General features: G+C 71.0%; 14 protein-coding genes. 4 read left to right on the forward strand and 10 right to left on the reverse strand.

The genetic code is table 11. The features are described 5' to 3' along the window. Together ACFQBR_RS10965 and ctaC are read right to left on the reverse strand one after the other, a co-directional pair. The coding region (locus ACFQBR_RS10965) for a cbb3-type cytochrome c oxidase subunit I (RefSeq protein ID WP_378553097.1) at positions 1 to 1,179 on the reverse strand (1,179 nt) is incomplete at its 3' end. Beyond that, positions 1,179 to 2,165 carry an aa3-type cytochrome oxidase subunit II gene (gene ctaC, locus ACFQBR_RS10970; protein ID WP_459558896.1) on the reverse strand — a complete coding sequence of 329 codons (987 nt, stop codon included), beginning with the start codon at positions 2,163 to 2,165 and terminating at the stop codon, positions 1,179 to 1,181. The genes ACFQBR_RS10965 and ctaC, both read right to left, overlap by 1 nt. Positions 2,166 to 2,538: 373 nt before the next feature. On the opposite strand from ctaC, the gene ACFQBR_RS10975 reads away from it, so the two are divergent. Then, the gene (locus tag ACFQBR_RS10975; protein WP_267948869.1) at positions 2,539 to 2,787 is read left to right on the forward strand and encodes a sulfurtransferase TusA family protein; all 249 of its coding nucleotides are present in this window, start codon (positions 2,539 to 2,541) and stop codon (positions 2,785 to 2,787) included. Between the two features lie 176 nt (positions 2,788 to 2,963). On the opposite strand, the gene rpsD is transcribed toward ACFQBR_RS10975, so the two are convergent. The 7 genes from rpsD to ACFQBR_RS11010 form a co-directional block, all read right to left on the reverse strand. Next, positions 2,964 to 3,575, reverse strand: a complete 612-nt coding sequence (gene rpsD, locus ACFQBR_RS10980) for a 30S ribosomal protein S4 (protein WP_267948868.1) — start codon at positions 3,573 to 3,575, stop codon at positions 2,964 to 2,966. Positions 3,576 to 3,939: 364 nt separating this feature from the next. Continuing rightward, entirely contained in the window at positions 3,940 to 4,911 is a 972-nt protein-coding gene (locus ACFQBR_RS10985) for a carbohydrate kinase family protein (RefSeq protein WP_267948867.1), read from the reverse strand. 233 nt (positions 4,912 to 5,144) lie between these two features. After that, on the reverse strand, positions 5,145 to 5,492 hold the full coding sequence (locus tag ACFQBR_RS10990) for a HesB/IscA family protein (RefSeq protein WP_267948866.1): 348 nt from the start codon (positions 5,490 to 5,492) through the stop codon (positions 5,145 to 5,147). Between the two features lie 292 nt (positions 5,493 to 5,784). Then, positions 5,785 to 6,384, reverse strand: coding sequence for a PspA-associated protein PspAB (gene pspAB / locus ACFQBR_RS10995; protein ID WP_330161713.1), 600 nt, complete (start codon positions 6,382 to 6,384; stop codon positions 5,785 to 5,787). A gap of 44 nt (positions 6,385 to 6,428) precedes the next feature. After that, positions 6,429 to 7,352, reverse strand: coding sequence for a zinc metalloprotease HtpX (gene htpX, locus ACFQBR_RS11000; protein ID WP_267948864.1), 924 nt, complete (start codon positions 7,350 to 7,352; stop codon positions 6,429 to 6,431). Positions 7,353 to 7,698: 346 nt separating this feature from the next. Further along, complete coding sequence (gene pspAA, locus ACFQBR_RS11005; protein ID WP_267948863.1) at positions 7,699 to 7,977, reverse strand: PspA-associated protein PspAA; 279 nt, start codon at positions 7,975 to 7,977, stop codon at positions 7,699 to 7,701. Then, positions 7,974 to 8,741 carry a PspA/IM30 family protein gene (locus ACFQBR_RS11010; RefSeq protein ID WP_267948862.1) on the reverse strand — a complete coding sequence of 256 codons (768 nt, stop codon included), beginning with the start codon at positions 8,739 to 8,741 and terminating at the stop codon, positions 7,974 to 7,976. Before ACFQBR_RS11010 ends, pspAA begins: the two co-directional genes overlap by 4 nt. Positions 8,742 to 8,837: 96 nt before the next feature. On the opposite strand from ACFQBR_RS11010, the gene ACFQBR_RS11015 reads away from it, so the two are divergent. Beyond that, positions 8,838 to 9,512 carry a DUF3043 domain-containing protein gene (locus ACFQBR_RS11015; RefSeq protein WP_267948861.1) on the forward strand — a complete coding sequence of 225 codons (675 nt, stop codon included), beginning with the start codon at positions 8,838 to 8,840 and terminating at the stop codon, positions 9,510 to 9,512. 144 nt (positions 9,513 to 9,656) lie between these two features. Further along, positions 9,657 to 10,664 (forward strand): aldo/keto reductase family protein, encoded by a 1,008-nt coding sequence (locus ACFQBR_RS11020; RefSeq protein ID WP_344185228.1) that lies wholly within the window; start codon positions 9,657 to 9,659, stop codon positions 10,662 to 10,664. A 145-nt stretch (positions 10,665 to 10,809) separates the two neighbouring features. On the opposite strand, the gene ACFQBR_RS11025 is transcribed toward ACFQBR_RS11020, so the two are convergent. Further along, positions 10,810 to 11,016 (reverse strand): hypothetical protein, encoded by a 207-nt coding sequence (locus tag ACFQBR_RS11025; protein ID WP_267948859.1) that lies wholly within the window; start codon positions 11,014 to 11,016, stop codon positions 10,810 to 10,812. A 206-nt stretch (positions 11,017 to 11,222) separates the two neighbouring features. Between ACFQBR_RS11025 and ACFQBR_RS11030 the strand changes: the two genes are divergently transcribed. Beyond that, a complete protein-coding gene (locus ACFQBR_RS11030) occupies positions 11,223 to 12,218 on the forward strand; it encodes a bifunctional adenosylcobinamide kinase/adenosylcobinamide-phosphate guanylyltransferase (RefSeq protein ID WP_344185230.1) in 996 nt (331 codons plus the stop codon). Positions 12,219 to 12,246: the final 28 nt, after the last annotated feature.

A 12,246-nucleotide genomic window follows, 5' to 3' on the forward strand; every position in this document is an offset into this window, starting at 1 on the left:
GTGGAAGTGGGCCACCACGAAGTAGGAGTCGGTGACGTGGAAGTCGATCGGCGGGGAGGCCAGGAGCACGCCGGTCAGGCCGCCGAAGAGGAAGGTGACCAGGAAGCCGATCGTGAACAGCATCGGCGTCTCGAAGGACAGCTGCCCCCGCCACATCGTGCCGATCCAGTTGAAGAACTTCACGCCGGTCGGGACCGCGATGAGGAACGTCATGAAGGAGAAGAACGGCAGCAGGACCGCGCCCGTGGGGAACATGTGGTGCGCCCACACGGTGACGGACAGGCCCGCGATGGCGATGGTGGCGGCCACCAGGCTCTTGTAGCCGAAGATCGGCTTGCGGCTGAACACCGGCAGGATCTCCGTCGCGATGCCGAAGAACGGCAGGGCGATGATGTACACCTCGGGATGCCCGAAGAACCAGAACAGGTGCTGCCACAGGATGGCGCCGCCGTGCTCGGCGTTGAAGACGTGTGTGCCGATCATGCGGTCGGCGCCCAGGGCGATCAGGGCGGCGGTCAGGACCGGGAACGCGATGAGCACCAGGACGCTGGTGAGCAGCGTGTTCCAGGTGAAGATCGGCATGCGGAACATCGTCATGCCGGGCGCGCGCATGCACAGGCCGGTGGTGATGAAGTTGACCGCGCCGAGGATGGTGCCCAGACCGGAGACGGCCAGGCCCAGGATCCACAGGTCGCCGCCCAGGCCCGGCGAGCGGACCGCGTCGGACAGCGGCGTGTACGCGAACCAGCCGAAGCTGGCCGCGCCGCCCGGGGTGAGGAACCCGCCCACGGCGATGAGGCTGCCGAACAGGTACAGGTAGTACCCGAACAGGTTGATCCGGGGGAAGGCCACGTCCGGGGCGCCGATCTGCAGCGGCATGAGGATGTTGGAGAACCCGACGAAGAGCGGGGTCGCGAACATCAGCAGCATGATCGTGCCGTGCATCGTGAACAGCTGGTTGAACTGCTCGTTGGACATGACCTGCATGCCCGGTGAGAACAGCTCGGCGCGCATGAGGAGCGCCAGGACACCGCCGAAGAGGAAGAACGCGAACGAGGTGATCAGGTACATGTACCCGATGACCTTGTGGTCGGTCGACGTCAGCCAGTTGACGATGATCGAGCCCGCGCTCGACGGCGCCTTGCCGTCGGTGCGGGCCGGTGTTGCCGTCGTGGTCATTACTCGTTCTCCTCGGCGTCGTCCGCGCCCGCACCGGTGCCCTCGGCATCCGATCCCTCGGCGCCCGAGCCGTCGGCGGAGTCCGCTTCGGAATCCACGGCCTCGGCGGCCTCGTTCTCGGCGGTCACGGCCGCCTGCTCCTGCTCGGCGGCCCAGGCGTCGTACTCGTCCTGGGGAAGGACCTCGACGTTGAAGAGCATGCGGGTGTGGTCGACCCCGCACAGCTCCGCGCAGCGGCCGATGTACTGGCCCGCGCTGTCCTCGGTGAGGCTCGCCTGGAACGCGTTGTCCCGTCCGGGGACGACGTCCATCTTGAAGCCGAACTCGGGGATCCAGAACGAGTGGATGACGTCGGGCGAGTGGAGGTCGAAGTGGACGGTCGCGCCCTCGGGAAGCACCAGGGTGGTCTGCGTCGAGGGGTCGGCGGTGCCGTCCGGGTTGGGGATGCCCGTCTCGGAGAAGAGCACCTCGCCGCCGTTCTCCTTGGTGTCGTCGAGGTAGTTGAACTGCCAGGCCCATTGGAAGGCCACGACCTCGATGTTCACGTCGGCCGGCTCGTCGGTGTCCAGGATGATCGCCTGGTCCCGCGCGGTGAAGAAGAAGAGCACGGAGATGACGACGATCGGCAGGACGGTGTAGAGCGCTTCGATGGGCATGTTGTACCGCACCTGCGGCGGCAACTGCTCAGAGCGCTTGCGGTGGAAGATGACTGACCAGATGATCAGCCCCCACACGAGAATGCCGACCGCGAAAGCCGCCACCCAGGAGCCCTGCCAGAGCGAGAGAACACGCTCGGCTTGGTCGGTGATCGGCTCCGGCATGCCCAAACGAGTGAGATCGTTCGACGCGCAGCCGGTCGCGGCCAGCCCCAGCACGGCGAGCGCGGCGCCGCGTGGTGCCCATCGGCGCGGATTGGGGCGCCGATTTTCTTGGCGGGTCGGACTCACGGATTGCCTTCCCAGCGGTGAAGCCCGTGGATCCTCCACGGGCGGCCTAAGTGTCCAAAGCTTGTCAAGGGGAAACATTATCGCGAACCGCCCGGCGTGCCGTTCATGGGCTTACCTGGTCAGCGTGTTGCCAGACGCCCCTGCGCGGAACGCGCGGCGGTACGTGGAGCCGGGCCCGTTCGCCCGCGGAGGATACCCTCCCGGCTGGCTACGGAGCGCGGCCCGGCGTCCCCCCGGGCCCTCCTCCCCGCGGGCGACCCCGCCGCTCGTGGGCGGCGGTTCCGGAAGCTTCGCGAGGAAAGACCAAGGCGAGCGTATCGCTGGGTTTACGACGCCCTTAACCGGGTTCGCCTTACGGGGCCGGGCGGGTCAAGATGGTGGGGACAGGACGACGACGCGCAGGGGGTGTTCCGTGCCCGGGTATCCGCCGCAGGCCCCGCTGGTCACGGTCGAGGCGGTGGGCCGCAAGTGCCCCGTCCCGATCATCATGCTGGCCGCCAGACTGGGAGAAGTGCCCATCGGGTCGGTCATCGCGGTCACCGCGGACGACCCGGCCGCGCGGGCCGACATCCCCGCGTGGTGCCGCATGAAGATGCACGAGTTCCTCGCGGAGGAGCCCCTGGGTCGGGGTAGCGCGTTTCACATCCGCCGGATGTACTGAACCGGCTCCGGCGCACGTCCCGCCATCCCGTTGCGATAACGATTCGCCGCCCGGCGTTTCCCGGGAGCGGCGCGGGAGGGCGCCCGCACACGACGAGGCCGCGCGGACGGGGTCCGCGCGGCCTCTCCGGTCCCCGGTGCGTCCCTGGGGACGCGCGCAGGGCGCGGGGTTCGCGACTAGCGGGCGTAGAACTCGACGACGAGCTGCTCGTCGAAGGGCACCGGGATCTGCTCGCGCTTGGGGCGGTCGATGACCGCGATGCGCAGGTCCTTGTGGCTCACCGCGAGGAAGCCGGCGATCTTGTCGTCCGCGTGGACGCCCTCGGCGGCCTCGACGAACGGCACCATGTTGCGGGACTTCTCCCGAACCTCGATGATCTGGCCCGGCTTGACCTGGTACGACGGGATGTCGACCTTCTTGCCGTCCACGGTGACGTGGCCGTGGTTGATGAACTGGCGGGCGGCGTAGATCGACGCGGCCAGACCGGCGCGCAGCACGACCGTGGCCAGACGCATCTCCAGCTCGGCGAGCATCTCCTCACCGGTGCGGCCGGAGCGCTTCTTCGCGTTCTCGTAGATCCTGACCAGCTGCTTCTCGGTCAGGTCGTAGTACCAGCGCACCTTCTGCTTCTCCGCCTGACGGACGGCGAAGTCGCTGCTGTTGCGGCGGACACGGCGACCGTGCTCACCGGGCGGGTACGGACGCTTCTCGAAGTAGCTGACCGCCTTACGGGTCAGCGGGGTGCCGGCGCGCCGGGACAACCGCACCTTCGGTCCGGTGTAGCGCATGCAATGTCCTTTCAGGGTGAATCAGGGAATCCCAGGTAAGGCTTGCCTAGATCTGGGAGGCGCTCACGGCGCCCGAGCCCCGACCGCGTGCCGTGGCACGGGGGTCCGGGGTGGGTTCCCCACCGTCGCGGCGACCCTGCGCGGACGGCTTGGGCTAGGTAACCGGTACGCGTTTCAGCGCACCGGCGGGCACGGGGCTCCCCGTGCGGGCGGCCGGGGCGCCCTGGGGCGCACGGCCGACCGTTCGGGGCGCGGCCCGGTCCGGGATCGGATCGGGTCGTGCGGGTCGCGACTATCTACTCTACGGGTTCCCGGGCACCGCCCCGACCCGCGCGGGCGGGGGACGGCGCCCGGGACCCCCCGGTCAGACGAACGGCCGGACCTCGGCGGCGGCCGCGGCGCCGTACGACTTCTCCACGCGCTCCAGCAGGGAGGCGCCGGTCATGGTGTACTCCTGCGGACCGTCCGCCTCCAGGCAGTGCACGGCGGTGGCGTTGCCGACCTGGGCGGCCCGCTCCAGGGACAGACCCCAGGAGTGGGCGGCCAGGAAGCCCGCGCGGAAGGCGTCCCCCATGCCGGTGGGGTCGACGAGGTTGTCGACCGAGGCCGCGGGGACGTGCAGGGCCGGCTCGCCCTCCCGGTCGATGCGGGCGCCCTTGGCCCCGAGGGTGGTGACGCGGGTGCCGACCCGGCTCAGGACGTCCGCGTCGGACCAGCCGGTCTTCTGCTCCGCGAGGGCCTTCTCGTACTCGTTGCCGAACAGGAAGGTCGCCCCCTCGATGAGGGTGCGGACCTCGGGGCCCTCCATCCGGGCCAGCTGCTGGGAGGGGTCCGCCGCGAAGGGGATGCCGCGCGTGCGGCACTCCTCGCTGTGGCGGACCATGGCGAGCGGGTCGTCGGCGCCGATGAGGACGAGGTCGAGCCCGCCGACCCGCTCCGCGACCGCCTGGAGCTCGATGTTGCGCGCCTCGGCCATGGCGCCCGCGTAGAACGAGGCGATCTGGTTCTGGTCGCGGTCCGTGGTGCAGATGAAGCGGGCGGTGTGCCGCAGCTCGGAGATGTACACGGCGGACGTGTCCACCCCGTGGCGGTCCAGCCAGGCGCGGTAGTCCTCGAAGTCGGCCCCCGCCGCGCCGACGAGGACGGGGGCGAGGCCGAAGCCGCCCATGCCGAAGCAGATGTTGGCCGCGACGCCTCCGCGACGGACGTCCAGCTCGTCGATCAGGAAGGAGAGTGACAACTGCTGGATCTGGTCGGGGATGATCTGTTCCGCGAACCGGCCCTCGAAGGACATGAGGTGGTCGGTGGCGATGGATCCGGCAACCGCGATACGCACGGGACGAAGGCTCCTTGGGTGGGAGGCGTCCGGTCGGGGCGACCGGACGGGTGCGGGCAGGCCGAGGACGTGCCCGTTTCGGACCGACCCAGGGTACCGAGTGCCGCTCCCGGACGGGGTTCCGTCATCGGGATTCCCCGCGCGGGGCTGCGGAAACGACGAGGGGGAGGGCGGATGTCCGCCCTCCCCCGGTGCCCCGCCGCCCGCCGCGGCCGGCGGCGGGGGCGTACCCCCTAGTTGAAGGAGTCGCCGCAGGCGCAGGAACCCGTGGCGTTGGGGTTGTCGATCGTGAACCCCTGCTTCTCGATGGTGTCCACGAAGTCGATCGTGGCGCCGACGAGGTAGGGGGAGCTCATCCGGTCGGTGACGACCTCGACGCCGCCGAAGTCGGTGACCACGTCCCCGTCCAGGTCGCGCTCGTCGAAGTAGAGCTGGTAACGCAGCCCCGAGCAACCACCGGGCTGGACGGCCACACGGAGACGGAGGTCGTCCCGGCCCTCCTGCTCCAGAAGCGCCCTGACCTTGCCGGACGCCTCGTCGGTGAGGTTGATCCCCTCGGTGACCTCGCTCTGAACCGTCATGTTGTAAAGCTCCTCTGAAAAGGGGTTGCGGCTGCCTGGCGACCCCTGGTCGCTTGGGGGACCGGCCCGCCGCGGCGGGTCCTGTCCTCTTCAACGGGTCCCAACGCCCGGGGCCGGTCCGGCATTCCGCCGTGCCGCCGCTGTGTTCTCCCTGCCACCGTTCCCCAGTGCCCCCTGGCGTGGGGGAGGTTCCGGCGAAGCACGGGTGTGCTCGTCCTCCCAGGGTAATTTGTCCGGCCCCGGGACGCCATCTCCCGGCGCGGTCCGTGCCGCCGGGAGACGGCGTCCCGGGTCACAGTCCCGGCGCGCCGTAGACCGGGAACCAGCGCGAGCGGTCCCGCTCCAGGGGCAGGTCGTCGCCGACGGCGGCCTCGAGCTGGAGTTCGAGGGCGTTGTCCCTGTGCCGGCCGTCGCCGGTGGGCGCGAAGGGGTAGAAGGTCCCGCGCTTGTACAGGTACACGAGGCCCAGGGAGCGCGTCCCGTCCGTGAACCCGACGAGGGAGCACAGGAGCGAGGGTCCGTACCCGTTGGCCTCCAGGGTGGAGTTGACGGCGTGCAGGTCGGTGACCAGGCCGGTGATGTCGGGGTCGGTGACCTCCCCCTCCGCTCCCGCCGGGTCGTGCGAGCGGACGACCAGCCACGTGTAGCCGTAGTCGTCGGTGACCTGGTCGACCGGCGGCCCGTCGCCGGCGTCGAGCAGCGCGGTGATGTCGCGTTCCAGGTCGGCGAAGGCCGCGCCCTCGGTGGCGCGGAAGGCGACGGACCCCGCGCCGGTGGGCCGGAACCCGGCCGCGGCCCGCAGGGTGACGGCAGCCGAGGGCAGGCCGAAGAGGGCGTCGAGGTCGGGTGCGGTCGGCTTGGAGCGGCCCAGCAGGGCCCGCCAGAAACTCATCGTGTGCTCCCTCGTCGGTCGGGTGGCGCCCGCCGCGACCCCGCTCAGCGGCCCTGTCCGAGCTGCCGGGAGATCTCGGAGAGCTGGGACAGGCGCTGGTCGACCGGGGGGTGGGTCGCGACCAGCCGGCTGAAGCTGAACCCCTTGCGGGAGAGCGCGGGGGCGAAGAAGAACGCGTTGAACGGCTCCACCTGGCGCAGGTCGCGGCTCGGGATCCGCGCCATGTCGCCGGTGATCTTGGTGAGGGCGCTCCCCAGCACGGAGGGGCGCCCGGTCAGGTAGGCGGCGGCCCGGTCGGCCGAGAGCTCCCGGTACCGGGACAGCGCCCGTGTGAGCAGGAAGCTGAGCGCCCAGGCGACGGCGCTGACCAGGACGACCAGGAGGGCGACCACCGCGGGCGCCGGCCCGTTGTTGTTGTTGCCGCGGCTCGCCCCGGCGAACATGGCGAAGCGCAGGCCCGCCTGGGTGAGGAAGCCCGCGACGATGCCGAGGAACCCGGCGACGGTCATGACCATGACGTCGCGGTGGGCGATGTGGGACAGCTCGTGGGCGACGACCGCCTCCAGCTCGGGGCCCTCCAGGCGGCGCATGAGGCCGGTCGTCACGCAGATGACCGCGCTCTTCTCGTTGTGGCCGGTGGCGAAGGCGTTGGGGACGTCGGTGTCGGCGACCCCGACCCTGGGCTTGGCCATGTCGGCCATGGCGCACAGCCGGTCGACCACGGCGTGCAGCTCGGGCGCCTGCTGGGGCGTGACCTCCTTGGCACCCATGGAGAACATGGCGATCTTGTCGGAGGCGAAGTAGCTGAAGAGCGCGAACCCGGCGACGAGGAGGACCACGAGCCACACGTTGAGCCCCACCAGGACCAGTCCGACCACGAAGGCCGCGTACACCAGGGCCAGGAGGCCCATGGTCGTCACCATCCGGGTGGTGAGCCCGCGGTCCGGCCTGAACTTGGAACCAGCCATGCCGCACTCCTCTCCCCGACTGTCTCGGAGTGTAGTTCGCACAGGTGAGAAAGGGGTCAAAGCGGTGTACAGCGTGTCCCCCACGGTGCGTCCCCCTCTCCGGTCAACGGGGACGCGGGGGCGCCGGGTTCCACCGGGGCGGTCGAGCTCGGGGTGTTCCGTCGCACACCGGCCCCCGCACACGCCGAGGCCGCCGTGACGGTGTCACGGCGGCCTCGGCGAAAACACGCGCGCGCAGGCACCGAGCGCGGTTCCGACCGGCCGTGGCCGGGCCTGTCGGATCCCGCTGCCCCTGTCCGGCGCACACCTGGACGGATGCGGTGTGCGCGGACGGAGAGGACCGGTCCTAGCCGGGGATGAGCCCGTCGTCCTGGAGCATCTGCCGCACCTCTTCCATGCTGGCGTCGGCGTGCGGAAGGATGAACTCGGACGGCTCCAGGGCGTCGGGGGGCAGCGGCCTGCCGTCCTCCCGGACCTTCGCGAGAAGGTCGTGCAGGGCCTGGCGGAACGTCTCCTCGTCACCCGACTCGATCGCCGACTCCAGCGCGGAGTCGAAGGAGTTGAGCAGTTGCAGGTCGGCCTCGGTCAGGTCGACCTGGCCCTCACCCATGATGCGGACGATCACGAGCCCTCCCGGTTCCCGGTGCTGCCGGCGCCGTTCCCGCCCTCGATCTGAGGGGTGGAGCTGCCGCCGCCGAGCTCCATCTTCATGCGCTCCAGCTCGGCCTCGACGCCGGTGGTGCTGGCCATCCGGTCGAGCTCGCTCTGGATGTCGTCCTTGGCGGTGCCGGTGACGTCGTCGAGCGCGCCGGAGGCGAGCAGTTCGTCGACGGCGCCGGCGCGGGCCTGCATCTCGGCGGTCTTGTCCTCGGCACGCTGGACCGCCATGCCGACGTCGCCCATCTCCTCGGAGATGCCGGAGAAGGCCTCGCTGATCTGCGTCTGGGCCTGGGCGGCGGTGTACGTCGCCTTGATGGTCTCCTTGCGCGTGCGGAAGGCGTCCACCTTGGCCTGGAGGCGCTGGGCCGCCAGCGTGAGCTTCTGCTCCTCGCCCTGGAGGTTGGCGTGCTGCTCGCGCAGGCCCTCGATCTGCGTGGCCAGGCCGGAGCGGCGGGTGAGGGCCTCGCGGGCGAGGTCCTCGCGGCCCTGGGTCAGGGCCGCCCGGCCCTGGTTCTCCAGCTTGCCGGACTGCTGCTCCAGCTGCTGGATCTGGAGCTCGACCCGCTTGCGGGAGGTCGCGACGTCCGCCACCCCACGACGGACCTTCTGCAGGAGTTCGAGCTGTTTCTGGTACGAGTAGTCGAGGGTTTCCCTGGGGTCCTCGACCGAGTCCAAGGCCTTGTTGGCCTTGGATTTGAAGATCATCGAAAGTCGCTGAAACACGCTCATCGGCGTGGCCGTCCCCTTCTCGGTGCGTACATCGGCTGTTCCCAGCGGGCGCTTTGCCCAACCCTACGCGGTCTGGCCCGCGGTCGCCATAAAGCTATGACCGGCTACCCTGTGGGTGTGTTCCGACGTCGCTCCGCTTCCGCAGCCACGGATTCGCACTCTTCCGAATCCGCCAGCCCCGAGGCCACTGAGGCCACCCAACCTAAGGGATACACCCCCAAGAAGGGTGTCCCCACCCCAAAGCGCAGGGAATCCGAGACGATCCCCCGCAAGCCGGTGAAGGCCCCCGAGAGCCGTAAGGAGGCCTACCGCGCCTACCGGGACCGTCTCGACCGTCAACGCGGCCAGACCGTCCGGAGTTCCGGCGGCCTCAAGGGCGTGCCCAAGGACGAGGCCCGCTACTACCGCCAGCAGGACCTGGGCGAGGCCCGCGCGTTCGCCCGCGACTACATCGACTCGCGACGCAGCGCCAGCGAGTTCTTCCTGCCGTTCTCGATCGTCATCATCGCCCTGCTGTTCATCAACAACCCGCTCTTCCAGGTCGGCGTGGCCTACGTGGCCTGGCCGCTGATGATGGTGACGATCATCGCCGAGGGCGTCCTGGTGGGCCGCGCCGTCAAGAAGCGCGCCCTGGAGTACTTCCCCGACGACACCGCCATCCGGGGCATCGGGATGTACGCGGCCATGCGCCAGCTGCAGTTCCGCCGCCTGCGCCTGCCCAAGCCGCGGATCAAGGTCGGCGAGGACCCGACGCCCCGCGGCGCGCGCTGACTCCCCGCGCCTCCCCGCCCCCGCGCCACGTGAGTAGGGCCGGTGTCCGCACCGGCCCTTCACTCCTCCCCGGCTCGGGAGCGGTCCCAGTCATGCCGTTACATTCCTGACAAATCGGCACGATCCCCCACTAGAGTGCTGCCCATGGACTTTCGGCATCTAGGCAACAGCGGTCTCATGGTCAGCGAGATCGCCTACGGGAACTGGCTCACCCACGGCTCCCAGGTGGAGGAGGACACGGCCGCGGCCTGTGTCCGCGCGGCCCTGGACGCGGGCATCACCACGTTCGACACCGCGGACGTGTACGCCAGGGGCAAGGCCGAGGAGGTGCTCGGCCGGGCGCTGAAGGGCGAGCGCCGGGACGGCCTCGAGATCTTCTCCAAGGTCTACTGGCCCATGGGCGACGGCAGGAACGACCGCGGCCTCTCCCGCAAGCACGTCCTCCGCGGCGCCGAGGACTCCCTGCGCCGCCTCGGGACCGACTACCTGGACCTGTACCAGGCGCACCGGTTCGACTACTCCACCCCCCTGGAGGAGACGATGCGGGCGTTCGAGGACCTGGTCCGCCAGGGCAAGGTCCTCTACATCGGCGTCTCGGAGTGGCGCGCGGACGAGATCGAGCAGGCGCTGAGGATCGCCGACGAGATGGGCTTCGACCGGATCGTCTCCAGCCAGCCGCAGTACAACATGGTGTGGCGGGTCGTGGAGTCCGAGGTCGTCCCGGTCTGCGAGCGCGAGGGCATCGGCCAGATCGTGTGGTCGCCCCTGGCGGGAGGCGTCCTGAGCGGCAAGTACAAGCCGGGCCAGGACCTGCCGGAGGGCTCGCGCGCGACCGATCCCAAGATCAAGCAGGCCATCGCCGACAAGGTCGGCGACCAGGTCCTGCTGGAGCGGGTCCAGCGGCTGGAGCCGTTGGCGGCCGAGGCGGGCCTGACCCTGGCGCAGCTGTCCCTGGCCTGGGTCCTCCAGAACCCGAACGTGTCGTCGGCGATCATCGGCGCCTCACGCCCCGAGCAGGTCGAGGGCAACGTGAAGGCCGCGGGGGTCCGGCTCGACGCGGACCTGCTGGAGCGGATCGACGAGGTCCTCGGCGACAGCATCCAGCGCGACCCCGCGCTGACGAAGAGCCCCGAGGACGTCCACGGCATCTAGCCCGGCGTCCGGCCCCGGGCCCGTGACCGGGCTGTCGTCCGGTCACGGGCCCGGGCTGTGGACGGGTACGCCGCACGACCACGTCCCGGGCCCGCGCTCCGGGGCTCCGCCCGTCGCGCCCGCGGGGGGCGGCAGGCGCCGGGCCCTACTCGACGGGCTCCAGGGCCATCGCGTAGACCTCCCGGTCGTCCTCCAGGAGGGCGACGCGGCCGACGCCCCCCTCGGCGAGCTCCTGCCAGTTCTCCCCCAGCCAGCTCTCCGCGTCGCCACGCGAGGTGAACGACTCGGACGGCAGGTCCTCCGCCAGAGGGTCGGCGCCGTCGGCCTCGAAGTACCGCCAGGTCCACGCCATGTTCGACCGCCCTTCGTCACGCAGGCCGCGGTGGTGGTCACCGTGATCCTGTGCCGAGCTTAACCAAGGCGCGGTCCGGCATGCTGTTTACTTTTCCGGTGCGTATCCGATTTCAGGGGACGGCGGGTCCCGCGGGCTGGCCCGCACCGCAGTGCACCTGCTCCTCCTGCAACAAGGCCCTGGCCGAACGCCGCCTGCCCGTGCGGGTGACCGTCGACGACCGCTTCCGCGTCCGCGAGGCGGGCGCGGTCGGCCCCGTGCCCCCGGGATACACCGTGTCCGCGACGCCGGACGGCTGCCTGGTCGAGGCCGCCGACGGCGGCAGGCTGCTCTACGCCCGGTCGGGCCCGGGCCCGCTGCCCGGCGGCCCCCCGGTGGAGGCACGGGCGGAGGGGCTCTCCGGCTACTCCTCGGCACGGCCCGAACAGCAGGTGGACATGGTCGTCGTGGACGCCGCGCGGCGCCCGGAGGTCATCGGCGAGCTCCGGCGCTCGGGGGTGATCGGGGTGACCACCGCCGTCGTGGCCGTGGGCGGCGACCACCGGATCCCCTCGCCGCAGGAGTTCGCCCGGCGCGCGCGGCTGTGGGGCGCCCTGGCCCCCGGAGACGGCCAGGTCATGTCGTGCCCGCCGTCCGTGTGGCCGGAGCCGCGCCCGCAGGGGCCGCACCGGACCCTGGTCACCGGCGGCGCCCGCTCGGGGAAGTCGACGGAGGCGGAGCTGCGCCTGCTCGCGGAGCCGAGGGTGCTGTACGCGGCGACCGGGCCGGAGCCGGACCCGTCCGAGGACCCCGAGTGGGCCGACCGGGTGGACAGGCACGTGCGCCGCCGCCCCTGGTGGTGGCGGACCGAGCAGACCGCCGACCTGGCCCCGCTGCTCCGGCGGGCGGGGGGAGCGGTCCTGGTCGACTGCCTCGGCACCTGGCTGACCCGGGTGATGGACGGGGCGGGGCTGTGGGACGAGGCGCCGCCCCCCGACGCCGAGGAGCGGGTGGAGGCGGCGGTCCGGGACCTGCTGGAGGCCTGGCGCGGGACCCGGGCCTACGTCGTGGCCGTCACCAACGAGGCGGGGTCGGGGGTGGTGCCCGCGACCCGTTCCGGGCGGCTCTTCCGCGACCACCTCGGCCGGCTGAACCAGTGGGTGGGAGCAGAGTCCGAGGACGTGGTCCTCGTGACGGCCGGCCGCGTCCTGGAACTGCCTTGACGGGCGGGCCGACGGAGGGCGGTCCCCC

Source organism: Nocardiopsis tropica, from assembly GCF_042660575.1.
Lineage (GTDB): Bacteria > Actinomycetota > Actinomycetes > Streptosporangiales > Streptosporangiaceae > Nocardiopsis > Nocardiopsis tropica.

Excerpts from the sequence above, each read along its gene's own strand:
- rpsD (WP_267948868.1), bottom strand. The coding sequence starts at position 3,575 with ATGCGCTACACCGGACCGAAGGTGCGGTTGTCCCGGCGCGCCGGCACC.
- ACFQBR_RS10990 (WP_267948866.1), bottom strand. The coding sequence starts at position 5,492 with ATGACGGTTCAGAGCGAGGTCACCGAGGGGATCAACCTCACCGACGAG.
- pspAB (WP_330161713.1), bottom strand. The coding sequence starts at position 6,384 with ATGAGTTTCTGGCGGGCCCTGCTGGGCCGCTCCAAGCCGACCGCACCC.
- htpX (WP_267948864.1), bottom strand. The coding sequence starts at position 7,352 with ATGGCTGGTTCCAAGTTCAGGCCGGACCGCGGGCTCACCACCCGGATG.
- ACFQBR_RS11010 (WP_267948862.1), bottom strand. The coding sequence starts at position 8,741 with ATGAGCGTGTTTCAGCGACTTTCGATGATCTTCAAATCCAAGGCCAAC.
- ACFQBR_RS11015 (WP_267948861.1), top strand. The coding sequence starts at position 8,838 with ATGACCGGCTACCCTGTGGGTGTGTTCCGACGTCGCTCCGCTTCCGCA.
- ACFQBR_RS11020 (WP_344185228.1), top strand. The coding sequence starts at position 9,657 with ATGGACTTTCGGCATCTAGGCAACAGCGGTCTCATGGTCAGCGAGATC.
- ACFQBR_RS11025 (WP_267948859.1), bottom strand. The coding sequence starts at position 11,016 with ATGGCGTGGACCTGGCGGTACTTCGAGGCCGACGGCGCCGACCCTCTG.